This is a genomic window from Bacillus sp. OV166 (assembly GCF_900177675.1).
In the GTDB taxonomy this organism is placed as follows: domain Bacteria; phylum Bacillota; class Bacilli; order Bacillales; family Cytobacillaceae; genus Neobacillus.
This window is the reverse complement of record NZ_FXWM01000002.1, coordinates 183,129-206,648: the sequence shown is the minus strand read 5'-3', so window position 1 is coordinate 206,648 and position 23,520 is coordinate 183,129. Positions and strand designations below refer to the sequence as shown.

General features: G+C 34.5%; 25 protein-coding genes and 1 pseudogene. 6 read left to right on the top strand and 20 right to left on the bottom strand.

Annotation, left to right across the window (positions count from 1 at the left end; all coding sequences use genetic code 11):
• Positions 1 to 104 precede the first annotated feature (104 nt).
• From CCK98_RS35845 to CCK98_RS32655, 4 genes are all read right to left on the bottom strand, one after another.
• Positions 105 to 263, bottom strand: a complete 159-nt coding sequence (locus CCK98_RS35845) for a hypothetical protein (protein ID WP_179195808.1) — start codon at positions 261 to 263, stop codon at positions 105 to 107.
• A gap of 249 nt (positions 264 to 512) precedes the next feature.
• The gene (locus tag CCK98_RS32665; RefSeq protein ID WP_088090779.1) at positions 513 to 938 is read right to left on the bottom strand and encodes a MaoC family dehydratase; all 426 of its coding nucleotides are present in this window, start codon (positions 936 to 938) and stop codon (positions 513 to 515) included.
• Positions 939 to 1,256: 318 nt separating this feature from the next.
• Positions 1,257 to 1,757, bottom strand: coding sequence for a hypothetical protein (locus CCK98_RS32660; protein WP_088090778.1), 501 nt, complete (start codon positions 1,755 to 1,757; stop codon positions 1,257 to 1,259).
• A complete protein-coding gene (locus CCK98_RS32655; RefSeq protein WP_088090777.1) occupies positions 1,754 to 2,227 on the bottom strand; it encodes a hypothetical protein in 474 nt (157 codons plus the stop codon). Before CCK98_RS32655 ends, CCK98_RS32660 begins: the two co-directional genes overlap by 4 nt.
• Positions 2,228 to 2,577: 350 nt before the next feature.
• Between CCK98_RS32655 and CCK98_RS35840 the strand changes: the two genes are divergently transcribed.
• Positions 2,578 to 2,733, top strand: a complete 156-nt coding sequence (locus tag CCK98_RS35840; protein ID WP_179195812.1) for a hypothetical protein — start codon at positions 2,578 to 2,580, stop codon at positions 2,731 to 2,733.
• Positions 2,734 to 3,840: 1,107 nt separating this feature from the next.
• Here CCK98_RS35840 and CCK98_RS32645 read toward each other — a convergent pair.
• From CCK98_RS32645 to CCK98_RS32575, 16 genes and pseudogenes are all read right to left on the bottom strand, one after another.
• On the bottom strand, positions 3,841 to 4,860 hold the full coding sequence (locus CCK98_RS32645; RefSeq protein WP_088090775.1) for a DUF3231 family protein: 1,020 nt from the start codon (positions 4,858 to 4,860) through the stop codon (positions 3,841 to 3,843).
• A gap of 685 nt (positions 4,861 to 5,545) precedes the next feature.
• Complete coding sequence (locus CCK98_RS32640; RefSeq protein ID WP_088090774.1) at positions 5,546 to 6,052, bottom strand: CBO0543 family protein; 507 nt, start codon at positions 6,050 to 6,052, stop codon at positions 5,546 to 5,548.
• 78 nt (positions 6,053 to 6,130) lie between these two features.
• Positions 6,131 to 6,598, bottom strand: coding sequence for a CBO0543 family protein (locus CCK98_RS32635; RefSeq protein WP_306299009.1), 468 nt, complete (start codon positions 6,596 to 6,598; stop codon positions 6,131 to 6,133).
• A 355-nt stretch (positions 6,599 to 6,953) separates the two neighbouring features.
• Positions 6,954 to 7,730 (bottom strand): hypothetical protein, encoded by a 777-nt coding sequence (locus CCK98_RS32630; protein ID WP_088090772.1) that lies wholly within the window; start codon positions 7,728 to 7,730, stop codon positions 6,954 to 6,956.
• Positions 7,731 to 7,970: 240 nt separating this feature from the next.
• Positions 7,971 to 8,948, bottom strand: a complete 978-nt coding sequence (locus CCK98_RS32625; RefSeq protein WP_088090771.1) for a nitronate monooxygenase family protein — start codon at positions 8,946 to 8,948, stop codon at positions 7,971 to 7,973.
• Between the two features lie 207 nt (positions 8,949 to 9,155).
• The gene (locus CCK98_RS32620; protein ID WP_088085025.1) at positions 9,156 to 9,593 is read right to left on the bottom strand and encodes a VOC family protein; all 438 of its coding nucleotides are present in this window, start codon (positions 9,591 to 9,593) and stop codon (positions 9,156 to 9,158) included.
• 178 nt (positions 9,594 to 9,771) lie between these two features.
• Positions 9,772 to 10,335 carry a GNAT family N-acetyltransferase gene (locus CCK98_RS32615; RefSeq protein ID WP_256942616.1) on the bottom strand — a complete coding sequence of 188 codons (564 nt, stop codon included), beginning with the start codon at positions 10,333 to 10,335 and terminating at the stop codon, positions 9,772 to 9,774.
• A 396-nt stretch (positions 10,336 to 10,731) separates the two neighbouring features.
• Positions 10,732 to 11,154 (bottom strand): FosM family fosfomycin resistance protein, encoded by a 423-nt coding sequence (gene fosM / locus CCK98_RS32610; RefSeq protein WP_088090770.1) that lies wholly within the window; start codon positions 11,152 to 11,154, stop codon positions 10,732 to 10,734.
• A gap of 195 nt (positions 11,155 to 11,349) precedes the next feature.
• Positions 11,350 to 11,970, bottom strand: coding sequence for a recombinase family protein (locus CCK98_RS32605; RefSeq protein ID WP_088090769.1), 621 nt, complete (start codon positions 11,968 to 11,970; stop codon positions 11,350 to 11,352).
• Positions 11,971 to 12,368: 398 nt separating this feature from the next.
• Positions 12,369 to 12,674, bottom strand: a pseudogene (locus tag CCK98_RS32600) (HTH domain-containing protein); the annotation flags it as partial.
• A 490-nt stretch (positions 12,675 to 13,164) separates the two neighbouring features.
• Positions 13,165 to 14,109 (bottom strand): ferrochelatase, encoded by a 945-nt coding sequence (gene hemH / locus CCK98_RS32595; protein ID WP_088090767.1) that lies wholly within the window; start codon positions 14,107 to 14,109, stop codon positions 13,165 to 13,167.
• A 254-nt stretch (positions 14,110 to 14,363) separates the two neighbouring features.
• Positions 14,364 to 15,776 (bottom strand): NADP-dependent phosphogluconate dehydrogenase, encoded by a 1,413-nt coding sequence (gndA, locus tag CCK98_RS32590; RefSeq protein ID WP_088090766.1) that lies wholly within the window; start codon positions 15,774 to 15,776, stop codon positions 14,364 to 14,366.
• A 540-nt stretch (positions 15,777 to 16,316) separates the two neighbouring features.
• Positions 16,317 to 16,442 carry a hypothetical protein gene (locus tag CCK98_RS36680; protein ID WP_256942615.1) on the bottom strand — a complete coding sequence of 42 codons (126 nt, stop codon included), beginning with the start codon at positions 16,440 to 16,442 and terminating at the stop codon, positions 16,317 to 16,319.
• A gap of 168 nt (positions 16,443 to 16,610) precedes the next feature.
• Positions 16,611 to 16,787, bottom strand: a complete 177-nt coding sequence (locus CCK98_RS32585) for an aspartyl-phosphate phosphatase Spo0E family protein (RefSeq protein ID WP_256942614.1) — start codon at positions 16,785 to 16,787, stop codon at positions 16,611 to 16,613.
• Between the two features lie 257 nt (positions 16,788 to 17,044).
• Complete coding sequence (locus CCK98_RS32580) at positions 17,045 to 17,917, bottom strand: ketose-bisphosphate aldolase (protein WP_088090764.1); 873 nt, start codon at positions 17,915 to 17,917, stop codon at positions 17,045 to 17,047.
• A 138-nt stretch (positions 17,918 to 18,055) separates the two neighbouring features.
• Entirely contained in the window at positions 18,056 to 18,283 is a 228-nt protein-coding gene (locus tag CCK98_RS32575; protein ID WP_142292251.1) for a hypothetical protein, read from the bottom strand.
• Between the two features lie 513 nt (positions 18,284 to 18,796).
• Between CCK98_RS32575 and CCK98_RS32570 the strand changes: the two genes are divergently transcribed.
• The 5 genes from CCK98_RS32570 (at position 18,797) to CCK98_RS32550 (ending at position 22,982) form a co-directional block, all read left to right on the top strand.
• On the top strand, positions 18,797 to 19,138 hold the full coding sequence (locus CCK98_RS32570; protein ID WP_088090762.1) for a helix-turn-helix domain-containing protein: 342 nt from the start codon (positions 18,797 to 18,799) through the stop codon (positions 19,136 to 19,138).
• Positions 19,139 to 19,759: 621 nt separating this feature from the next.
• Positions 19,760 to 20,620, top strand: a complete 861-nt coding sequence (locus tag CCK98_RS32565) for a carbon-nitrogen hydrolase family protein (protein WP_088090761.1) — start codon at positions 19,760 to 19,762, stop codon at positions 20,618 to 20,620.
• Positions 20,621 to 20,655: 35 nt separating this feature from the next.
• Complete coding sequence (locus CCK98_RS32560) at positions 20,656 to 21,318, top strand: GNAT family N-acetyltransferase (protein ID WP_088090760.1); 663 nt, start codon at positions 20,656 to 20,658, stop codon at positions 21,316 to 21,318.
• Between the two features lie 28 nt (positions 21,319 to 21,346).
• The gene (locus CCK98_RS32555) at positions 21,347 to 22,018 is read left to right on the top strand and encodes a GNAT family acetyltransferase (protein WP_088090759.1); all 672 of its coding nucleotides are present in this window, start codon (positions 21,347 to 21,349) and stop codon (positions 22,016 to 22,018) included.
• A gap of 136 nt (positions 22,019 to 22,154) precedes the next feature.
• A complete protein-coding gene (locus CCK98_RS32550; RefSeq protein ID WP_088090758.1) occupies positions 22,155 to 22,982 on the top strand; it encodes a Cof-type HAD-IIB family hydrolase in 828 nt (275 codons plus the stop codon).
• Positions 22,983 to 23,520 lie beyond the last annotated feature (538 nt).

Genomic DNA, 23,520 nt, shown 5'->3' with positions numbered 1-23,520 from the left:
AAAAGCTGCCGAAGCAGCCACTGATCTTAAACTCTTGCACCACGTTATTTTAAGTACAATCCTTCACATTGTCTTTGAAAAGTTGTATTTGAATCATTTTAAGGTCAAAAATTATTGGGTCCGAAAGGATTTTCTGGTGGATATTCCTCTAACTTATCAGCTGTTCTTTCATCTGGTGAAGTCGCCCCAGATTTTTTGTCAAAATAAATGGCTATTCCAACCAATATAATGATAGGTGTAAATATATAAATCCAAATCATCATAACACCTCCAAACTAACCAAAGAATTACTTATATTATATTACAAATTTAACTTTTTTTTACAATACTTTCTAACAAAACTGCTTCGTTAGCTCAACAGGAAAAGGAGCTGCCGCAACAACTCCACTGTTCAACTCTTGCACCCTTTAGTGGAATAAGACCCTTTCCAAAAATGAAATTATGAAAATACTCAACCCATAAGCCGTAATTGACTTGCGTAGATTATTTCACTTATTTTCAATTACAACACATCATCGCTTAATCAATCCCGACAGGTCTACTTCTAATACTTTATCTTCTTTATCGTTGTAAGTAGATAACAATACAGTAATGATTCCCGATTCATTCTTCGTCTCTTTCTTATCGATAACCTTGGCGATGGTATACAATTCATCACCAGGATACACCGGTTTTATAAATTTCATATTATTCATCCCTGTTCCAGCGATGATATCATCACCATAGATACCTTGTTCAATCCAAAGCCTTACTGAAATGCTTAATGTATGTAGTCCGGAAGCGATGATTCCATCAAATCTCCCCTGCTTTGCTTTTTCCTCATCTAAATGCATATATTGAGGATCAAATTCTCCTGCAAATCTCATAATATCCGCTTTTGTCATTTTGAAGGAATTAGTTTCAAACACCTGTCCAACTGTAAACTCATCAAACTTCATAATTACACCTCTTATTTAGAAACTTTTGCACTTGTTTATATTAAGGTAGCATCAAATGCACATCAAGTTAAAAAAATACTCAAAATCCTCTAAAATCAATAGAGAAGAATACTTTTTTGGGGATATATATAATTCATCTTTGCAATTGTAAATACCATATTTAACTAACTATCCTGTTTCGTAAGTTCAATAAGAAAAAAAGACGCTGCTGCAGCAACCTCTTGTTTAACTCTTGCACCCGTTAGTTGAACAATATGCGTGAGCGTACCTTTAGATCGTGGTCGAAACAGTCAGTATTTAATGGATGTTCTTTCGAAGCTACCGTTTGGTACGAATATATTCTCTATTCATATGCTCATATAAAATGATATATAAGCTTTGCACTGTGATATATACGGGTAGCGAATAGTAAATTTGCCAACCAGTATAATGAAACACGCCCACTTTTACCGTTATCCATTCGAACAACACAGCAAGCATCGAAGTAAGCGTTAGTATCGCAACGGTTCTGACTGGTTTAGGGCGAAACCAGTCGTACGCATACAGAAAAAAATATCCGAAGGGCAGGTACATTAAATACAAGAACAGGTCGATCCATTCCATTTTATTAGTGTCGTTAACATAATACATCTCGAAAGGTGGTAACGACAAGATCGTGTCGAATATTTTGGCAAATAGCAGAGGGACGAGAGAAATCAGCAATCCCATCGAAGGCGGAAACCTCTTAGGCAGCATCCACATAAGGCTGTACCCAATAAGGCTGACAATGAAGATAAACCATTCATTTGCATCGAATCGCTCGGGTGGGAACAGAATCACGGGATCCACACATCCTTGCGGAGCATATTACGATACATATGCACCAGTATATACATTACGGCAAAATACACAATCCACGCTGCGAACGATGAAGGAATGGACCAAGCGTAATTTATGATCGCTTTTCCCCTTACCGCCAATGCTTCCATCCCCAGTTGCACCCCCGAGCTACCTAACCAAACCAGCAGCTTCCACCTGAGACTGTCTCGCCAAAAGCCAATGCTCACTTCTATGAGAACGATCGACGGTACCGTTATTAAACCAAAAATCAGAAAACCGCAATATGTCCCCGGTTGTACTGAAACGGAAAGCACGCCGTAGTTGAAAAAAAATATGCACCAGCCAGTGAAGTACAAAAAAATACTTAACGTGATAGTAAAAATGATTTCAAAAAAGTGAAGGGTTCTCACGGCAAATCGGGCAATGAGTGCCAGAAGCAACGATATGCTTATAAAAGTGGTAAGAACCAATGAAGAAGTCCTCCTTCCAATTAATGCTAATTCGGTTTTATATTCCCCGATTAGATTTAAAATAATCCGTCCCCACTATTCCACTAAACTGCCACGTTAGTTCCATAACGAGTTTATGTACAGAGTAAACATTTCTACGATTATGTTTACTCATTAGAAAAGACCGTCATTTCGACGGTCTTGATCAACTAACGCTACCCGTTAGTGAAAGTACAATGTTTCACAATCTCTCCATAGCAACCACTTTCCTGTTCGAAAAACTGTTTATATCTCTGGAAATTTCAAAATTATAACCTGAATAAAATTGGATTGGTCTTCTAAACCTAATTAGGAAAGGAGGTAATGGATAAATGAAAAAAGACATTCAAAATAATTTAACAAACTCACAATCAGTGAAAAACCAGCTTAATCAACTTGAGGCACAAAATGCTACAAATGAGAAAAATAAAAATGGTAGTACGAATGAGATTAACCCAATAGTAACTGATGAAGGACTAAATCAATAAATTACATGCCCTACTAGTACCACGCTAGTAGGGTTCACCAGTTTGTTTATATTAAGTATTCCTGATGTTTTAATTTGTTTCCTTTTAATGCCATCCGCCAAAAGTTTATGTTACAAATTCAACTATACTTCCCCCTTGCGTACATAGTGTGTATTTTTGTTGTTGATTTAGCGAAATAGCAAAACCACATGAGACAGCCATTCTTGTGGAAAAAATACCCAGCATAATCAGAATCAGGAAACCCGACCCCAAAAACGGCGATTTTCTCCTGTTTCTGTGCGTCAGCGGACGGAATAGGGATTCCCTTGTTCAACTAACCTGCTTACGTTAGTTTAAGTACATTCTTTCACAATCAATATAGTTTTTTTAACAGAAAAACCCAATTACTTTATAAAAATCATCGGGAATAGAGTGTCACGAAAATGACACTTCTTTCCGAGAATGTGGTATTGAGTGTCGTCAAAATAACACATGGTGGTACTGTAAGAAGAGATACTAATTTTATAAGAGAGACAAATATAGAATAAGAGAGATATGTATGCCCCCCATGCAGGGGCGAGGCTATACAAACCTTCTCTCTAAGTAAAGTATCGTATCTCACGGGGAAGGAGGTCACTTTGTTAATGGTTTTAGAAAAGGAGCATCTCCACAGTAGGCTTACAGAATGCCCTCAGATTCAATCTAGAGTTTATTCTAATAACTTAATAGGATATAGACCTCGTAAACCGCCACCACGACCCTTTAATTTTATTTTGAATAAGTTTGTTTATTAGGAACAAACTAAAACCTAGTGTTGTATTTAACACTAAACCTCGATGTGGAGGGATATACTTTGAATATTCTAATTAGCTTAATCTCAACCTTAATTCTTTTGGTAATGAAAGCTGCAATCTCAATAGACAAGAAGACATCATGGTTAAACTCTATATTAAGAATGCCAATTTTAATTAAGCACTGAGTATTCTATAAGTATCATCTAGTTCACATTGATGTAAAAGAGAGGCGAGCATAATATTGTGCTTGCCTTTTTTCTCATAATTAATGAAGCAAAATAAATAGCAACCCTTGAGAAAGGAGTTGCTATTTATGAACTCTATTACTTCAATTTTAATTTTGCTTTTTTTGTTTGGCTAATTTTACCTTATCCATAGTTCCTGGAGGTTGTTCAAGCCATTCGTTTTGAATCATTAAATAGGCAATGTCCTTAGCATATTGGGCAATCTCAAGTGAAAGACGCTCATAATTTAAGATTAAATCGCTTCGTTGACTTGCGGCGGCGGCTGTTGCATAATTACCAGACCCCGTTGCTGTTAATATTCCTATATGGGAAATTATCAATTTATCAGAAAATACCTCTGCAGTTGAATTGGTTATTGATACATCAGCAGATACAGGAGACTGTGTATCATTATCAAGTAAAACACCAGTGAATATTTTGACGTGCTTTTCAGAAATGTCTTTACCTCGAAGCATAATTTTTTGTACTTCTTTCCTTGGTGAAGATTGGGCAAAACTAATACATAAAGCTGCCCCGATTAAATTGGTTTGAATATTCATATGTAAGTGAGAAAGTTCTATAGCATTTAACGGTCGTTTATTTGAAAATGGATTTAAACCGCTTAAATAGCTTTTACTGTCAACAAAATCCTTTTGTTTAGGATAATCAATATATGGTGAACGGATAAACAGTCCTTTGTGAAGAAGTACATCTGAACTTTCATCATATAATTCAGATATCTTTATAAGTGAATCCTTAAAGAATTTCCGAATATCTCTTCTTGCACTCATAGACAAAAAGCCACTATATCCAAGCATTCCCGCTTTAGACATATGGTTGAGATATGTAAGCATAAAGGCATCGGTATATAATCGAGGAGCATTTAGATTAACATCACTCACAGAAAACCCATTGGGAACAGGAATATTTTCTTGTTGAAAGAGTTCACTTAAATAGGAGAGGTGACTAGATGAAATGCTATGACCCATCTCAATAATTGACCTTACTTCTGTATCTTCAACTGTACTAAGAAAATAGTTTAAAAATTGAATCGACATACTATCGTTCATGTAGGATGTCCATAGAGATGCTATCTCGGACGATGTTAAATCAATTTTATTCTCAGTCATGAATAACAGACCCTCCAAATAATACCCAATTATATATGTATTATTTGTTAAAGGGGAAAAAGTATTCAAAATGAAAGATAACTGATTAACCTCTATTTGAAAATTATCTCCTTCTTATATCTACATAAACTCCCATACAGTGATTTGTGCTGTCCTAAACAAATAAACCCTCCTGTAGAGTTAACTCTACAGATTCGAAGTGCTAGACACGTTATATTTCATTCAGTAGCAGACAAAATAAAAGATGGGTACTAACCAAACCTACTCAACAAAGCAGGCTTACATAATGCTCTCAGATTCAATCTTGAGCAAAACTGAATTAAGGGGGAAGGGGGAGGAATGTGGGGAGGATAGACATTCTAAAACGCCTCCACGAGCCATCTTGAGCATCTACAGGCGTGTGTGCTTTATAGAGTAATATGCTTCCGAATAATCGCTTCTAATAGACACAAAATAGGACTTGAAGAGTATCCAAGTCCTTTAAGATTTCTTGTTTAACTCAAGCACCCGATAGTTTAAGTGTAATTCTTCACAAACTAGCAAAAGTTAACCGAAGAATTATGGTTTCCTTTGCAATTTTTAAATTTTTTTGATTGCATTTGAGGAACTACTGTAGCCCAAATTAATTGAAAAATACCAACAATTACAAGCCTACAGTTGGAATAGGCTTATCTTTAAATCTTTATTATTTCATATCACTAATTTTCACATCAAAGATATTTAGTAAAGATATTATAATGATTATGGATAAGAGCCAAGCTAACAAAGGGTTTTTTTGATGAATCGGCAAAATAAGGAAAATGATACTTGTGAAGAAAACAGACCAACCAAAATTCCAACTATGATGATAAGTAATAAATCCCATTTTATTGTTAAAGTATTCAGCAACTAAATAAATTCCTGACCATAACAAAAACCAAAAAAAGCGTTTCATCCAACCTTCAGGAAATTTTCCTAAGTATATTAATACGGTTACAGTATAAGAAATTGTCATCGATAAAAGGGTAATCGTTGTATGATTAGGCAAAATTAAATCGTGAAAAATCCACATCGATTTCTTATAAAGTAAAAAATTATATAAAAAGTCTCCTATTATAAAAAAAAGAATGGTGGGATAATACTGTTTCCAATTTCTCCAATCCCCCCATATTAACCCCGCAATTAAATAAAAAGTATTAATGAAAATATACATAAGACCAGTCCCTTGCCGAAGTGATTAGCTTTATCTTTTACACTTATACAAAATAATTAAATTCCCAGTACGTGCTTATTAGGAAATACGCTCGAATTGACGTAAAATCAGCTTCCGAACTAACTTCAAAACAAGCACGAGGATAATGTATAAGAACGGATAAACAACTGCAGATTGCCACAGTTTCCACTGGTTATGATAGAAATATCCAGATACATCCGCCAACCACTCGTAAACCACAGCAAAAACCGAGCACCCAATGATATACCAAAATTTCTGTGATATATTCTTCATGTATTGATAGTAATTCAGAAATATTGCATTCGCTGCAGGATAAATTCCAAGTATAGCGATTATGTACGTCCATTGTATGCCTTTTGCAAAATAACCATACCAATCGAGTTTTAAGTCTAAAGCGAGGTCTACGAGTTGCTGAAAAACCATCGCAAACATACAAGTAGAAAATATCTCGATAGGGGTCAGCTTTTTGGGCATGAACAGGAACACTATGTTAAGTACAACTACGCTTAGCACAAAGAACCACATCGTCACCTCACATCCTCCACTCTATTTTCCTACAAAGCCAGATAATTCATACGCCCCATAGCCGATACACGGTATGATTCTTTTGTGCTTCTTCAAGTAACCTGCCCCGTTAGTCGAAACAAAAAAGCTGCCAAATGACAGCTCCGATCTTCAAGTCTTGCACCCATTAGTTTAAGTACATTTATTCACAAACTTATTATTTCATTTATTATAGATATGCTATCCCTTTTGAATACAAAAAAACTGCGAACTGGTAGCAAAATTGAGAACTATTTAAATAGTTCTAATAAAACTTTGGAGGATTTCTTAGATAAGTAATCAATTCTAGAAAAGAGCCCTGAAAGGCTCCTTTCAGCTATTCTATTTCATCACTAACTGAGAAAAATTCAATAAACGAACGACCTAATTTACTTAAAGAAATGTTTTCTCTGTCCTTTGGCTTAAAACTTGCAAAATTACTTGCTAGTTTATTTACTTTTCCTTTTTGAAATGACAGTGCCCAATCGGTTAAATCATTTACTTTTTTAACTATTTTTTGATATTCGTCATCATATGAGCTTTTAAGTAAACCTTGTCGAAGTAGTTTTTCTCTACACATTCTGTAGTGATCATTGTCAATTCCTAAACTGATAAGATATTCACTAAAATTACCATCATATAAAATAACTTTGTCTTTATCAAAAAGTATCCTTAAGTCAATCATTCTTAAATTCCTAAGGATGTCCAAGTAAATAATTGTTTCCTTTGTTTCAAGAGTTTCTTGCCCTGTTAGAGAAACAAATCCATTTGCTATATATCTAATTTTCTCTTCCTCTTGCTCATCAATAACATAATCACAAATTAGTCCAGCGAAAAAATCCTTAATTAATGTTTGATTTTCAGGTGACATCCTAAGAAAATTTTCTTCTATGATAGATATCCTATTCTGAAGTTCTGAAATTAATCGAAGTAAGTTATCTTCCAATCTTTTTTGTTTGTAACTAAAAATAACGCTAGTTGCTCCTGGCACAACTGCTCCTAAAGCACCCTCAAGAAAAACCTCTGATACAGTTGATATTCCACCTTCTGCGGTTACATCAATAATTTCTTTTGCTCTTTCTCTGAGTGATTTTCGTTCTCTTCCATTACTCAAGTAAACCCCTCCCCATTATATTATTATAACAAATTAAGGAAGGAGTAAATCCGCATAAGACTCTCTTTTGCTAGATACAAGTAGAAACAAAAGCCTCCACCTCCAAACATGACAGATGGCTCTTCAATTAACGCACCCGTTAGCTTAAGTATTTTATTTCACAATCTTTGCTTTCTAATAAAAATGGTTGCCGCAGCAACCATTAACGATTCAGATAACGTCCATAAATATAATAAATAATTATCGATGGGTCTGCTCTCCGATAATATTACCAATACGGCTTAATCCTTTTTCTGCTGTTAATATCATTTCATCAAATAACTCCTGAACAGTAGGAATATTGTTAATAAGTCCGATTACTTGTCCAGCCCATCCAAAACCTTCATCTTCATTTCCATCATAGATATATCTGCAATTAGCATTTCCGCTAATTATTTCTTGCAAATTTTCATAGGTGGCTCCTTCTTTTTCACGTTCGATAATATCCAGAGTAAATTCACTTTTCAAGACTCGTCCTGGTGAACCAATTGTTCTCTTAATAATTACTGTATCCGACTCTTTCGCATTAACAATTGCCTGCTTATATTTCTCGTTTGCGTGAACGCACTCTTTAGTAGCAATAAAGCGAGTACCCATTTCAATTCCTTCTGCCCCAAGTGCAAAAGCTGCCATTAAACCTCGTCCATCTCCAATCCCACCGCTCGCTAACACCGGAATCGATACGGAATCGACTACACGAGGAATAAGTACCATTGTACCAATATCGTCTCGTCCTAAATGTCCACCGCCTTCCTGTCCAACTGCCATTACAGCGTCAGCACCGAGTTGTTCTGCTTTCTGTGCCTGTCTAACGCCTGCAACAAGGACAAGCGTTAGAATATTTTCTCCTTTTATACGTTCAAAAATAGGTTGAGGATTAGCTCCTGTTATAGAAATTGCAGGTACCTTTTCTTCAATAGCAACTTCAAGCAATTCCTTATATTGTCCATCGTGCCTTGCAATGGCAAAGTTTACGGCGAATGGGTTATTGGTAAGTGTGCGTACTTTACGAATTTCCTCCCGAAGTTTTTCAGGTGAACGCAGCGTTGCCGCAGTAATTTGTCCAAGTCCTCCTGCATTCGAGACCGCAGCCGCCAGTTCAGCAAAAGCAAGGTAGGCAAGTCCTCCTTGTACAATTGGATATTTAATTCCAAAAATCTCGGTTACTCGTGTTTTCATAGTTTATCCCACTCCTTTTCAGATGTTCTATGTATGAGGTTAAACATTCCACACAAAAGATTATTAATCCTGCAAATGTTCCTAAAAAGGAAGCTCTTGTTGTGCTAATCTGCCCAGTTCAACAAGAAAAAATGACCGCCGCAGCGGTCATCTCCTTAACAAAAGCTACCCGATAGTTTAAGAAGAAATCTTTAAAGTTTTCAATATTTATTTGATTTTCTCCGCCAACTCTAAAATAATTCCCTCTGGACCACGAACGTAGCATAACTTATAACTTTCTTCATATTGCTGTATCTCACTAAAGATTTCCGTGCCCTTCTTTTTCAATTTTGCAACAATAGCTTCAATATCTTCAACAGCAAAGCAAATATGTCGGATACCCAGCGTATTTGCAAAAGGTTGCTGAATATCTTTTTCATCTGATGGCGTATAAAATTTGACTAGCTCTATCCATGCCTGACCATCTGGCATCCCCAATCCTACACATGCCGTTTTAACATCATTAAGCCCAACTATTCTGTCCAACTGTTCTCCATCCAATTCCCATTCCGCTTGCACTTCAAGTCCTAAATCAAGAAAAAACGCTTTAGCCTCTGAAAGATCATTTACGTTTATACTCACATGATCTATTCTATTGATCTTCATATCTCATACCTCCTATGTTCCTGTTATTTTCAATACCTGTATTGTGTAAGGTCTGTTTGAAATTCTAATTCGCTTAAAACAGAAAATATCCTTCTTCAACAAACCTGCCCCGTTAGCACAATAAGCAATAAGAGCTGCCGTATCGACAACTCCCAATTCAGCTATCGGACCCGTTAGCTTAATAAAGATAGCCTAAAAAATCTAGATCTCCTTCGCTCCAACCAGACTTACCAACTTCTTTAATCATTAATCCATCAATTACTTCATAACCTATATCCCTTGTAATTTGACTTATATGGTCAATTTTTAACCATTTACATTTGTTCGTAACTGACTTGTACCCATTTTTTAAATACAACGTTTTGTTGTCAGAAAATAACAATAAAAAATCAATATTTCTATTGCAACAAAACTGTTCAATTTCTAAAAGTAACATCGAACCTATCCCCTGTGAGCGAGTGTTTTGGGTGACACATAAATCAATTAGACCAAGCACTCTTATAGGATTTCCGTTAAGATTCATCACTCTGTAATCTATTCCTACCTGTCCTACAAGTTGATTTTTGTCGTTAAAAACTACAAATCTAAAATGAGGTAATTGTTTGAAATAAATTCTGTTTTTTGGAAAGTCTTCTTGAAAACATTCGCTTAACAATTCTTGTATATTTGAAGTTAAATCATTACCTATTTCATAATCAAATACCATATCTATCTTCACATTATCTTCTCCAATTATCTTCATTAGAGCAGCCCCTATAGTCTTAAACTAACGCACCCTTTAGTTGAACAAGGTTTATTCTCCATTTAATTTTTTTATCTCATTTTCTAAGTAATTAAGGCGTTTATTGATTTTATAAAACGTAGGCATATACGCTATAACAACAATAATGATTACTGATAAAACTATTAAAACATTAATTAAGCTAAAATTATTCATTGTCCTTCTCCTTAAAAATTTGTTTTAACAATATTATTCGATACGTATTGTTGATTTCCTTGTTCAACTAAACTGCACGTTAGCACAATAAAGAAAAAGAGCTGCCGCAGCAACTTCTTGTTAAACATAAGCCCCCGTTACTTTAAGTGTATTTCTTCACAATCTTTTCGATAAACAATTTTTATCTGAACAGGGAAATTATTAATTGTAAAACTCCATATTTGTTTTTTCCTTTTTATAATAATCCAGCCTATCTTGTAAAGTACCTGTATGAAATTCAAACTTATGACCATCAGGGTCAGTAAAGTAAATGGATTTTTTATCTCTTTCGTCTCTTGGACGACCTGAAAGGATGTTTACATTCAATCCCTCAAGTTTAGTATACATATCATCAAACTCAACTTCCTCTATTGAAAATGCAATATGAGTGTATGACTGGCTGATTTCATTACGGGGAATATCTTTTTCTTCATTAAGGGCAAGCCATATACCATTCAAATCAAAATAGGCTGTACTTCTGCCCCTGACTAACAACTTTGCATCAAACACATTTTTATAAAACTCTATCGATTTCTCTAAATTAGACACAGAAAATAAAAAATGATTAAGACCATTTACCGACATAATAACACCTCAAAAGTACATTTTTTTATAATTCCGTCATACAAAGGAAACAAACTTTATTGAAGTATTCTGCCCCATTAGTTTAAGTACAAATCTTCACAATCTCTTCTAAACTTCAACATATATTTCCTATTTTCTTAATAAAAGCCTTTGCTTTTTCGATGAGCAAAGGCTTTTTTTGAAGAGTTTCTTCTATTATATATTGAGACTTTTCAATTCTCTTTCGTACTCCTTAACTAACTTATAAAAAGTTGTCTTTTTAATCCCTATTTCTTGCATCGCCTGCACTGCTGTTATCTCTCCGGTTTTCCATCGATGATAAACTTGTTTAAACTCTTCTGTTATTACAGATTTCGGTCTTCCGAAAACTACTCCATTTTTTAATGCGACCTCAATGCCTTCACGCTGCCGTTTCCGAATTCGATTGCGTTCGTCTTCTGCCATCCAAGAAAGAATTTGTAAAACCAGGTCGGCAATGAAAGTGCCTAGACTATCTTTGAATTGAGTGGTATCCAATAAGGGCATATCCAGTACCACAATGTCGGCCTGGATATTTTTCGTAATGTCATTCCACTCCTGTAGAATTTCTTCTTTGTTCCGGCCAAAGCGATCAAGCGAATGAATATAGAGTACGTCCCTTTTCCGTATGATACGCTTAAGTAATTGGTATTGAGCTCTCTTAAAATCTTTTCTACTTTGTTTGTCCATGAAAATGTCTCGTTCATTTATCCCTTTTTCCTTCATGGCTTCAAGTTGTCGTAATTCATTCTGATCTTTGCTGCTTACTCGTATGTAACCAAATTTTCGAACGTCCATTTGAATCTCCTTCATTTTGGTTCTTTTTCTCTTATTCTACCAAAAAACGTTCGTAAAAGTACTATGAAAACCAAGAACGTTCATAAATCATTTTTCAAGTATTACGAACGTCAAAAAAAGCCTTTTTTTAATAAAAAACAACCGTTCGAAAAAGTGTACTTTTACGAACAAGCAAAATAACAATTATAATACAAAATCAAAAACAATAGTCTTTCATTAATGAAAAAAACAGGGTTAACCCTGCTACATACTCTAAAACATTTTCTTTATCACATTTCATTTTTTGAGAGCACTATGAAAAGATGAGTTGCTACAGAACTTCTTAAACTCTTGCCCCCCGTTTAACAAGGAACTTAATGTTCATAATTTCTAAACTGGTGATATTATTCACATACGTATTTACGCATATCAAGAAGTCCTAATACACCCGATTCATTATAAGCAGCTCGCCACCTAGAAGCTGATCTATTTACTCTGACAATACCAAGGACTTCAACATCAAAGCCATTTTCTTCAAAAAATTGCCTTGGTAATTTTCCATTCTCATTTTCAGCTATGAAAATCCTTTTAAACTCATCTGTATACGTAATTCCCTTTGAACTTACAGATTTGACATAAGGATTATTGGATAGGTTTCTCATTTCCTTTTCAGTAAAGTGTTTTTTGACATTTGATTTTTCTCCAGTTCCCCATTTTTTATTCATTACACATAAAAGTACCCTATAGCGCAGACCTTTTTTAAGGTGTCTACTCTATAGGGTACATTTTATATTTTCTGGTTAACCATTCTTTATATCGTTCATTATAACGATAGACGGAGTAGAACATAAGCCCCAGTGGAACATGGATCCTGTCAAGCCCCTACTTTTAGAAATATGATAGGGGCTGGTTGGGATAAAGAGATCTCGTATAACAAGCGAAGCTATGATACCGCAAAATACGATTAGGGGGACCAGTAATTTAATTTTTTCCGAAGTAAATTTTTTCTGGAAATAATCACAGCTAATTGTCCATCACCATCAACCGCATACAATGTTCCAACATCCTCCAAGTATAATTGGACAATCGCAATATAGATGGAAGTGGATTTCTCAATGACGATAGGATGTACTTTTATAATCTGATACTTTTTGATGTAAAAATTTTTCTCCTGAAGCTTAACCCTATTACGACTATCTATTTATCCCTAAACTTTTATTCAACTAGAATTCTTTGAGTTTCTCTGACTTTTTTTGAGATAACAGATGCAAGACCTTCAATAAATCCATTATTTGCATTCGGCATCTTTGGACGATAATAATTTACGCCGAACTTATCCGTAACTAATTTACACTCATAATCGATATCATATAGAACCTCTAAATGTTCGGCTACAAAGCCGATAGGACAGTATATAAATGATGTATAACCATGTTGTTCGTATAATCCTCTCGTAAGCTCTTTGACATCTGGACCAAGCCAAGGTTCTCCAGTCCTACCTGCACTTTGCCAACCAACTGAATAACTTTTTATATTGGCTTTACTAGCTATTAATTCTGCTGTTTTAGCAACCTGTTCAGGATAGGGATCACCATTTAATAGAATTCTTTCTGGTAGACTATGAGCAGAAAAGATAACAATGGATTTGGAGAAATCATCTATCGAAAGCATAATTTTCTTTATTTGATTTGCCCAAAAAGTAATAAACTTAGGCTCGGAATACCAAGAATTAATGGCATGAATCACAGGACCATTAATTTTTTTAGACATTGTCTTAGCACGATCATTATACGCTTTTACACTATAAATAGAATAATGTGGGGCAAGAATAATACTTATTGCCTCTTCAATTCCATCATTCTTCATTTGCTGAACGGCATCTTCAATAAAGGGAACAGCATGTTTGAATCCTAGATACATAACAAATTCATGTGTCTCAAACCAATTATTTAGTTTAAGAACTAACTGCTTCGCTTGGTTTCGCGTTATTTTAGCAAGTGGGGAATTACCACCTATTCCCCTATATCTCCTTTTTAAATCTTCTAACAAATCTACAGATGGTTTTCTTCCATGACGAATGTGAGTATAGTAGGATTCAACCTCATTTAAGTTATTAGGAGTTCCATATGCCATGACTAGTAACCCTATTTTTTTAATCATAAACACCTCGCTTAACTAGTAATTTAAAATAGCTGGTCCTATATCACCATTTAAGTATTATTCTTAAACTTACCTTTTGTATCACATAAAATTACAACCTGGTCCTTATTATTTATAAATACTATATTTGTTTTGTTTTCAACAAGGATACATAGACGGAGTCAAAATAAACATAAGTTTTAAAGTTCTATTTATTAACTGTGTAAAACCAAAACTGTTTTAAATGTAAACAGCCCAGCCAGTAGGAATAATTTTTATTGAAACCATTCTGTGTGGAAAATGCCTTCTTTATCAACACGTTGGTACGTGTGGGCTCCAAAGTAATCACGCTGTGCCTGTAAGAGGTTTGCCGGTAATGTTTCTGTACGATAGCTGTCATAGTAAGCAATAGCACTAGAAAACGAAGGTACCGGAATACCATATTCAATTGCCACTGCAACTACTTTACGCAATGCGGATTGATAACTTTCTACAATTTCATGAAAATATAGATCTAATAATAGGTTCTCCAAGCTAGGATTACGGTCATATGCATCTTTAATTTTTTGTAAGAAATGTGCACGAATAATGCAACCTCCTCGGAAAATCATGGCAATATCGCCATAACGAAGGTTCCAATTATATTCTTCAGATGCGGTTCGCATTTGGGCAAATCCTTGTGCATAAGAACATATTTTACTCATATATAAAGCTTTACGTACCGCTTCAATTAACTCTTCTTTATTACCTTCAAAGGTATTTACCTTAGGTCCTTTTAACAACTTGCTTGCCTTTACGCGTTCTTCTTTCATTGAAGAAATAAAGCGAGAAAATACAGATTCAGTAATAATCGGAAGTGGCACTCCTAAATCTAGAGCATTCTGACTCGTCCACTTACCTGTACCTTTCTGTCCAGCTGAATCGAGTATTACATCGATAAGTGGTTTTCCTGTTTCTTCGTCTACTTTTGTAAAAATATTTGCTGTGATCTCAATTAAATAGCTATCTAATTCGCCTTTATTCCACTCTAAAAATACTTCGTGAAGCTCCCCAGCACTTAAACCAAGTAATTGTTTCATTATAAAATAGGCTTCTGATATAAGCTGCATATCGCCGTATTCAATACCATTGTGAACCATTTTTACATAATGACCAGCCCCGTTAGGACCGATATATGTACAGCAAGCATCGCCTTCTACTTTTGCTGAAATTGCTTCTAAAATTGGTTTTACTAGTTCATAGGCTTCTTTCTGACCACCAGGCATAATAGAAGGCCCCTTTAGTGCCCCTTCCTCTCCTCCTGAAACTCCTGTGCCAATAAAATGAATACCTGCTGCTTCTAATTCTTTATTCCGTCTAATTGTATCTTGAAAAAAAGTATTTCCTCCATCAATAAGAATGTCCCCTTCTTCAAGAAAAGGTCTTAACCAATGGATTGTTGCATCTGTTGCATTACCTGCTTTTACCATTAATAATATTTTTCGAGGCTTTTCTAAAGAATTTACAAATTCTTCAGCACTATATGTGCCAACAACCTGTTTGCCTACTGCTTCCTTGTTTAAAAATGTTTCTGTCTTTTCAGATGAACGGTTATAAACTGATACTGAATATCCTCTACTTTCAATGTTTAACGCAAGATTTTTACCCATTACTGCTAAGCCGATTACACCGATCTGTTGTTTTGTCATAATTAATTCTTCCTTTCAATTTTAGGATTAGAGTCTTTATATTGATTATTTTGAAGATAATGCTAATTCAAGTGATTAAAAAGTGATCATAAGTAATGTTTCATCTAGTCATTATTCTAAGACTTAGTTTTCAGAAAACAAAGTATGCACTTTTTTATCATATAGTGTCAAAAAACATACTATTTGTAAGAGTTGAAGAAAAGAATAGTGAATAATGAGGAATTACAGTTTATCTACAAATATAAAAACTTTCAAGAAACCTTAGGAAATGCTTCATACTATGGATTTTACAGAAGGAGTTAAAATAACCTTTTTTAATCGAATAGCTATCAAGCTAATATTTTTGGTGTTAACAGTAAGGTGGTACTCTGCACTACAAAATTGAGCTTCATGACTTGAAGAAAATAAGGGGAGTTGAGGGATTATCCATTGCTATAATAAAAAGATTATTTAACATACTAGAAGCGTAGGAATTAGAAAAAGTATGGGTTTAACTAAATACTGTTAATTTAATTTTTGTAATTATTGTCTAAAGATTGATTATTCATCTAAAAAATCTTCCCCATAGGTTTCAATTGCCTTATCAATACATTCCCAACATTCACATCTATTTCTTTCCATTTTTGATAACTCATCCCCACAAGTAATACACACATCCATTAACATAAAAATACCCCTTTCTGGTTTAAAGTTGTAAAACATAGTACTTAAAATGAATGTACAAATTAATAATTTTTTATCCCCCATACTTTTCCTAAATCTTAAAAATTTGAATTACATCCTCATGATTTATAATCCAATAATTCATCAGTTTGAGTGCTTTATAAATAGTTTTCAGGATGTCCTCTTTAAAAAAATTAGCTGATATTGGGTTAAATACATATCTAATTCTTGGCTGCATTTAACTGTTTTTTCACTCGTAAAGCCTACTTTCCGAGCAAATTTAATCATTTCTTTACGTTTAGAATCAATATTTGCAAGTAACTCTTTCATTAATTTTTCATTCTTCATCGTTTTCCACCACATCCTAATCAAAATTTTGATCATAGCAAAACATAACTACAATGTGAAATAATATTAAAATGAAAAACCATTAAATAAAGTAATGTAAAGAGAATATATTAAATTTTCATCTATCAATTGTTATGACACCAAGAATTAAAAATTCATTTAAAGTTGTATGAAATATAATTTATGATATTAAAAGGGTAGTTGAAAGTCCCTTGTACTATCATAATTAATTATTAAATCAATACTATTTTTAATTATTATCTATATAGGACCTCGTATTTTAACTGAGCTCTACCTGATGAACCAAATTCTTGCATTTTCCCTTTGACAGTATTTTTAATTGCTTCACGAGCGGGCCCCAGGAATATACGTGGATCGCATTTATTCGGCTTTTCAATTAAAAAAGAGCGCACGACTTCTGTAGCAGAAACTTGGTTCTCAGTATCAACATCGATTTTGGCTGCGCCAAAAAAAATCGCCTTTTGAATATCCTTAATAGGAAAACCGGCAACGTTAAGAGCCAGTGGAACACCTGTTAAATCCATTATCTCTTTCATTCGGTGAAATCTAAAATTGTATGGTCCGTTATAAGAACCAAAGGAAAGTGCTAAACAATCGACTCCTGTTTCACGAACTAATTGCTCACATTCTAAAGGAATAGCCCATGTAGCATCTACATCTCTATTAAGACTATCTTCCTGATCCCCAATTCGTCCCAGTTTTGCTTCAACAGAAACTCCAACTGCATGGGCGACTTCAACCACACTTTTTGATAATTTAATGTTTTCTTCAAGTTGATATTGAGATGCATCAACCATAACAGATGTAAAACCAGCATGAATTGCTTGTATACATATGTCAAAACTTGAACCTTGATCAAGATGAATAGCTACTGGGACTGTTACTTTGTATTCCTTCATTAACTCTTTGACCATTTGAACAGTGAACTTAAACCCACCCATGTAATTAGCAGCACCTTCTGATACCCCAAGTATTACAGGGGACTTCTCTTCATTTGCAGCTTGTAAAATTGCCTGAGTAAACTCAAGATTATTGATATTAAACTGTCCAACCGCATATTTACGATTTTTCCCCACAATTAGCATATCCTTCATCGAAACTACCGGCATATCTATCCTCCTTTTATAAAGTGCTATAAAAGAAAACGTTTACATCGAGGTATATTCCAATTACTATTTTGAGAACTGTACGTAGCTTGGTATAGCTATCGCCCCATTTCATCCCAGAGAACCCTATGGCAAGGATAATTATATCCACTCTATTTCCTTCTTTTGGATCTCTTGTAAATATTCATTTATGTGTTCTTTAAATGGAGTGGTAAAGGTGGTCTCATATCCACACTCTCCACAGTGTTTACCTGATACTGATCCATCTACTATATGTGGGAGTAGATAGTCAGGTACTACATGAGGTGTATGACATACTGTACAAAGATAAAACACATGGCTCTCTGGCTTTTGCTTTTTCTTTTTCATCACTTTACCACCCTCCATTATTTAATTAAACGATTGGACCGGATCCAGTAGTACAGTCAGGATCCTTTTCCCCTTTTCAAATAGATCCTCAGGATAATAGACTGCTGACTCCTCCGCCTTAGTGGCTAGGCCTAGCTCATAGGCTGTCAGGATCTTCCAACAGTCTAATAAAGAAGCAAGGTGAAAAATGAATGAGCCTCATTGATGAGTAAATGGATAACAGCATTTGTTTTTACTTCACTGATTAAAGCCTCGCCCTATTTTTCTACTTAAAATTCATGTATTCTGATTACCTTACAACCTATACAAAACTAATCATAACATGTATAATATTTAAGTATAAGTATGTACTTTTACATCATATAGTATCAAAAAGTATACTAATGATGTATATAAAATATTAACCATATTTCAATCTAGTATAATGCAGATAATTTATACACGTAAGTAAGCACTTTATGAGCATATAGTATAAAAAAAGATACTGTAAATCTTTATAAATGGAGGGAAATAATGAGACACATTGGTGACAGGGCATTTAACTGTGAAAAAGAATTGTCACTCGCCGTTATTGGGGGAAAATGGAAGATGCTTATTTTATGGCATCTAGGTAAAGAGGGAACCAAACGATTTAACGAACTGAAGTCTCTGATGCCAGGGATTACACAAAGAATGCTTGTTAATCAATTACGAGAACTAGAAGAAGACCTCATTATCCATCGTGAAGTTTACCCTGTTGTACCACCGAAAGTGGAATACTCAATGACTGAACACGGGGAAAGCCTGATGCCCATTCTTGAATCTATGTATGAATGGGGGAAAAATTATATGGAAACGGTATTGGATAAGAAATAACTCAACTCACCAAGCCCCACTTATGGCAGATATCCAATAAACATTTTCCTTTTTCATTTCTATAACATTTTTTAAAAGTAATTATAAAACCAGGGTCAAACATTTAACTCACCAAAATTTTTAATGAACATACATTAAATAGGTTAAAAAGAGGTAAAATAGACCTTAAATAATAGGAAAAGTCTAACCATAATCAACTTTCAATCAACAATGAAAAAGAGTTTGGAGAATGTTCCAAACTCTTTTTCATTGTTATTTTTTTTAACGAAAGGAGCACCTCATTTATAAAATGTTCCCAAATACCCTTTTATATTTAAGTTGAATTACAACAGATATCATTCTATTTTGACTCCCTAAAAATTTTGATTAAGGTTTCTAAGAAATTACTTGAGTGACTTCTACACTATTAACCCCCGATTTAAACTTTTGTTTAACTGCAAACAACTTCATTAATCATTTATATAATTTTATATATAGTATATTTTTTTTCACTATCTAACAAAAAAGTGTGTACTTGTTAAAAATCTTTATGTGCTTAATAATAACAATAAATCCATTTAAAATACATTATAAAAATACAAAAATCTATATGGAAACATGGGTAAACGAAGGAGCGAGGCTATGAAACTAAGAGTTTCTGCAGTACAATACCATCTTCATACAATAAGTTCATTCGAAGAATTTTCCAAACAAGTGGAACATTATATTAAAACCGCTCAAGAATTTGATTCAGACTTTATCTTGTTCCCAGAGTTTTTCACCACACAATTACTATCTATTGGCACTAAACAAGGGAATCCCTTGACCATTCAAAATCTCCCAGATTTCACAGAACAGTATCTATCCTTATTTAGTAATTTTGCTGTGCAGACAAAAATGCACATTATTGGTGGAACCCATGTCCTCCGTAAAGGTGAACATTTATATAACGTTGCCCACCTATTCTATCCAGATGGAAGAATTGCCGAACAATCAAAGCTTCATCTAACTCCAACTGAAATTAAAGAGTGGAAATTAGCTCCTGGTGAAAAACTAGAAGTCTTCGAAACTGAAAAAGGGACAATTGCCATGTTAACTTGCTATGATATCGAATTTCCAGAAATAGTTCGAATAGCAAAGGCAAAGGGAGCAGATATAATATTCAGTCCTTCTTGTACAGATGATCGGCACGGATTCCATCGTGTTCGATACACCAGTCATGCAAGGGCAATAGAAAATCAAATCTATGTTGTAACCACCGGCACTGTTGGTTCACTTCCTACAGTTGACTTTATGCGAGCAAATTTTGGACAAGCTGCAGTAATTACACCAAACGATATCCCTTTTCCTCCACGCGGTATTCAAGTAGAGGGGGAAATTAATCAAGATATGATTGTAACAGCTGACTTGGATTTAGACCTGCTTTATCAAGTTCGTGATAGTGGTTCCGTCACCACATGGCGTGATCGCCGTACTGATTTATATCCAGATTGGTTACCTTAAAGGCACTCACTCAACAAAAAGTAGGTGGGAAGAAAGTGTATTATAAAAATTTTTTTGTCTTCGATAAGGATCGTGCTATCCCAGCTGTAATTCGAAATTATAAAGAAAGGGATTTTTCAGATTTGGTCCGTGTTCAACAGGAAAGTTTTCCTCCACCCTTTCCGCCTGAATTATGGTGGAATAGGGAACAATTGAATAATCATGTTACGTTATTCCCCGAGGGTGCCCTTTGCATTGAGGTGGATGGTAAAATTGCAGGTTCAATGACTGGTCTATTGATTGAGTTTGATTCTAACCATCCAGAACATACATGGGAAGAAATTACTGATAATGGTTATATTCGGAATCATAATCCTGACGGTAATACACTCTATGTGGTTGATATTAGTGTAAGTCCCTCATATCGAAAACTCGGATTAGGAAAATGGTTAATGTTATCGATGTATGAAGTGGTTGTTCATAAAGGATTGGAGCGATTGCTCGGAGGAGGTAGGATGCCAGGCTATCATAAAAAAGTTAATGAAATGACTCCCGAGCAATACTTGAAATCTGTTGTCAAAGGTGAATTAAAAGACCCTGTTATCACATTTCTGCTTCGGTGTGGCCGTTCCCCTATCCATGTTGTTGCAAACTATTTAGAAGATGAAGAATCGTGCAATTTTGGAACGTTGATGGAGTGGAAAAATCCCTTTATCTGATTAAATCATCAAAAGGAGAGTGTAAAAAATGGAATACCATCGAATTACGAGTATACTAGATCCTTATTTTAAACAATTGCATCAATTAATGGGAGAAGTATTTCCTCCAGAAGAGGTACTTGAATTTAATTTATGGAAAGAGCCTTTGGAAGACCCAAATATTCGGGTTTTTGTAGCAGTTGAAAATAAGAAAGTATTAGGAGCGACAGAATACCGTTATTACAAAGACTTTAATATAGCCATGACAGATTTCACCATTATCGGCCAAGCTGGTCTTGGGATTGGTCCATTTTTATCTAAAATGAGGTTAGAGGATCTTAATACCTTAGCAGCCGAAAATGAGAAAGAATTATATGGTATGTTTGCTGAAATTTATGACCCTTACCAAGTAGAGAATCATGAATTTGGCAGTGTTAAGCCTATGGATCCGTATGTCCGCCGTGAGGTATTGTCGCATCTTGGCTATAAGCGTCTTGATTTTCCTTATGTCCACCCATCTTGGAACAATGATGGTGAACCCGTAACAGGACTCGATCTTTGCTTTCTTCCAATTAATGAAAATATTAAAGAACTACCAACAAACATTATTGTGAAATTTTTAAAACGATATTATTCAGTTTTATCGAATAAACCGATATCTTGGTATGTAATGATCCAGAACTTAGAAAAAAATACAAAGGTTCAGCTATTACCAATTTAGCTAGAATAATATGCTCATAGAACAACAAGATATGGAAAAACAAAGTTTATATTACCCTTAGTTGATCAACCCAACAAGTAGTATCATGTAAGTCTGAACAAAATTTGCACAGAGACGAAAGGATTGGGATCAAACAATGAAATGTGTTTCAATTGATTTAGATGGCACATTACTAAACTCTCAGCATCAAATATCCAAAGAAAATATTTCAGCCTTAAATGAATTGCAAAAAAAAGGATATGAAATCATTCTAAACACAGGTCGAGCATATAAAGATATTGTAAATATCAAAGAAATACAAAACATGGATGTTCCGATAATTTGTTTAAACGGTTCTGTCCTCTACTCAAAAACAAAAAACCTATTATTCGAGACATCCATACCTATTTCTACTTATAAAAAAATATTCTATACTTTACAAAAAATAGGAGTATATGTTCTAGTATACACTAATTATGGTGGTTTCCCTTCCACTTTGCCTCCACTACATCATAAAAGTAATGAAGAATTAGATACACTTTTCGGTGAATTTAATTACGATGAAATCTTAAACAAAGAAAACCTTAAAATCTATAAATTAATTGCATTGGTTCAGAATGACCGATTAGAAAAAATTGAGGAAGTTAATAAGAGATTAACAAATAAATTTGATATAGCTATGGCCTCTTCCTTTCCTAACAATGTAGAAATTACTTCAAATGACGCCCAAAAAGGACAGGCTTTATTACGCTACCAACATATCATGAATTTATCCTTCGATGAAATTATTGCCTTTGGAGATGGTGGTAATGATCTCGCCCAATTCGAAGTAGCAACCACTTCTATAGCAATGGGAAATGCTCCTCTAAATATAAAAGAGAAAGCTACTATTGTAACTAAAACGAATGACGAAGATGGTTTTGCGTATGCAGTACGTAACCTTTTACAATTAGTTCAAACCCAAGAGTCCTCTTCCGCAATTTGATTTTAGGATACTTCATTCCATTGAAAAATTACGTCCTAGTATACTCTCACCGATTTAGCGAATATATGAATCTACATTCTAACCCGTGAATAAATTGAAATATTCACGGGTTTATTTATACTTTAGCAATTACTATCTTTAAACTAAAAAGAGCATTTATTAATTTAGGACTCTGGCGTTCTAATTTCCAGATCTAAGAATTGGATTAATTCTGTATCTTTTTCCTCTCTCTCCTTTCTTCCCTATTACTCCAAGCAGTCTTCCAAAACTTTACTTAGTGTACTCGTTTTCAGAATCATTTTCCTACTCAATCTCAAGTATATTTCTTTAAACTAAAGGCATGGTAATCTTATCTAAGAATTATTGAAACAGTAAGGAAGCAACAAAGCCATGCGTTGATTGATTAGATTGGTTTCTGAAGAGTGGTCTGTAGTGAGAAGTAACTTAGTGCCTGAATGTGGAAACTCAACATAACGCCATTCCAGAGCAGAGTAGGGTTCATGCCTAAGTTTTTTCTCACAGATGGTGTTGAGCCTTA

Excerpts from the sequence above, each read along its gene's own strand:
- CCK98_RS32570 (WP_088090762.1), top strand. The coding sequence starts at position 18,797 with ATGAGACACATTGGTGACAGGGCATTTAACTGTGAAAAAGAATTGTCA.
- CCK98_RS32580 (WP_088090764.1), bottom strand. The coding sequence starts at position 17,917 with ATGCCGGTAGTTTCGATGAAGGATATGCTAATTGTGGGGAAAAATCGT.
- CCK98_RS35840 (WP_179195812.1), top strand. The coding sequence starts at position 2,578 with ATGAAAAAAGACATTCAAAATAATTTAACAAACTCACAATCAGTGAAA.
- CCK98_RS32635 (WP_306299009.1), bottom strand. The coding sequence starts at position 6,598 with ATGTGGTTCTTTGTGCTAAGCGTAGTTGTACTTAACATAGTGTTCCTG.
- gndA (WP_088090766.1), bottom strand. The coding sequence starts at position 15,776 with ATGACAAAACAACAGATCGGTGTAATCGGCTTAGCAGTAATGGGTAAA.
- CCK98_RS32625 (WP_088090771.1), bottom strand. The coding sequence starts at position 8,948 with ATGAAAACACGAGTAACCGAGATTTTTGGAATTAAATATCCAATTGTA.
- CCK98_RS32620 (WP_088085025.1), bottom strand. The coding sequence starts at position 9,593 with ATGAAGATCAATAGAATAGATCATGTGAGTATAAACGTAAATGATCTT.
- CCK98_RS35845 (WP_179195808.1), bottom strand. The coding sequence starts at position 263 with ATGATGATTTGGATTTATATATTTACACCTATCATTATATTGGTTGGA.
- CCK98_RS32585 (WP_256942614.1), bottom strand. The coding sequence starts at position 16,787 with ATGAAGAATGAAAAATTAATGAAAGAGTTACTTGCAAATATTGATTCT.
- CCK98_RS32640 (WP_088090774.1), bottom strand. The coding sequence starts at position 6,052 with ATGTATATTTTCATTAATACTTTTTATTTAATTGCGGGGTTAATATGG.
- CCK98_RS32605 (WP_088090769.1), bottom strand. The coding sequence starts at position 11,970 with ATGGACGTTCGAAAATTTGGTTACATACGAGTAAGCAGCAAAGATCAG.
- CCK98_RS32565 (WP_088090761.1), top strand. The coding sequence starts at position 19,760 with ATGAAACTAAGAGTTTCTGCAGTACAATACCATCTTCATACAATAAGT.
- CCK98_RS32645 (WP_088090775.1), bottom strand. The coding sequence starts at position 4,860 with ATGACTGAGAATAAAATTGATTTAACATCGTCCGAGATAGCATCTCTA.
- fosM (WP_088090770.1), bottom strand. The coding sequence starts at position 11,154 with ATGTCGGTAAATGGTCTTAATCATTTTTTATTTTCTGTGTCTAATTTA.
- CCK98_RS32550 (WP_088090758.1), top strand. The coding sequence starts at position 22,155 with ATGAAATGTGTTTCAATTGATTTAGATGGCACATTACTAAACTCTCAG.
- CCK98_RS32555 (WP_088090759.1), top strand. The coding sequence starts at position 21,347 with ATGGAATACCATCGAATTACGAGTATACTAGATCCTTATTTTAAACAA.
- CCK98_RS32665 (WP_088090779.1), bottom strand. The coding sequence starts at position 938 with ATGAAGTTTGATGAGTTTACAGTTGGACAGGTGTTTGAAACTAATTCC.
- CCK98_RS32615 (WP_256942616.1), bottom strand. The coding sequence starts at position 10,335 with ATGAAGATAATTGGAGAAGATAATGTGAAGATAGATATGGTATTTGAT.
- hemH (WP_088090767.1), bottom strand. The coding sequence starts at position 14,109 with ATGATTAAAAAAATAGGGTTACTAGTCATGGCATATGGAACTCCTAAT.
- CCK98_RS36680 (WP_256942615.1), bottom strand. The coding sequence starts at position 16,442 with ATGTTAATGGATGTGTGTATTACTTGTGGGGATGAGTTATCAAAAATG.
- CCK98_RS32575 (WP_142292251.1), bottom strand. The coding sequence starts at position 18,283 with ATGAAAAAGAAAAAGCAAAAGCCAGAGAGCCATGTGTTTTATCTTTGT.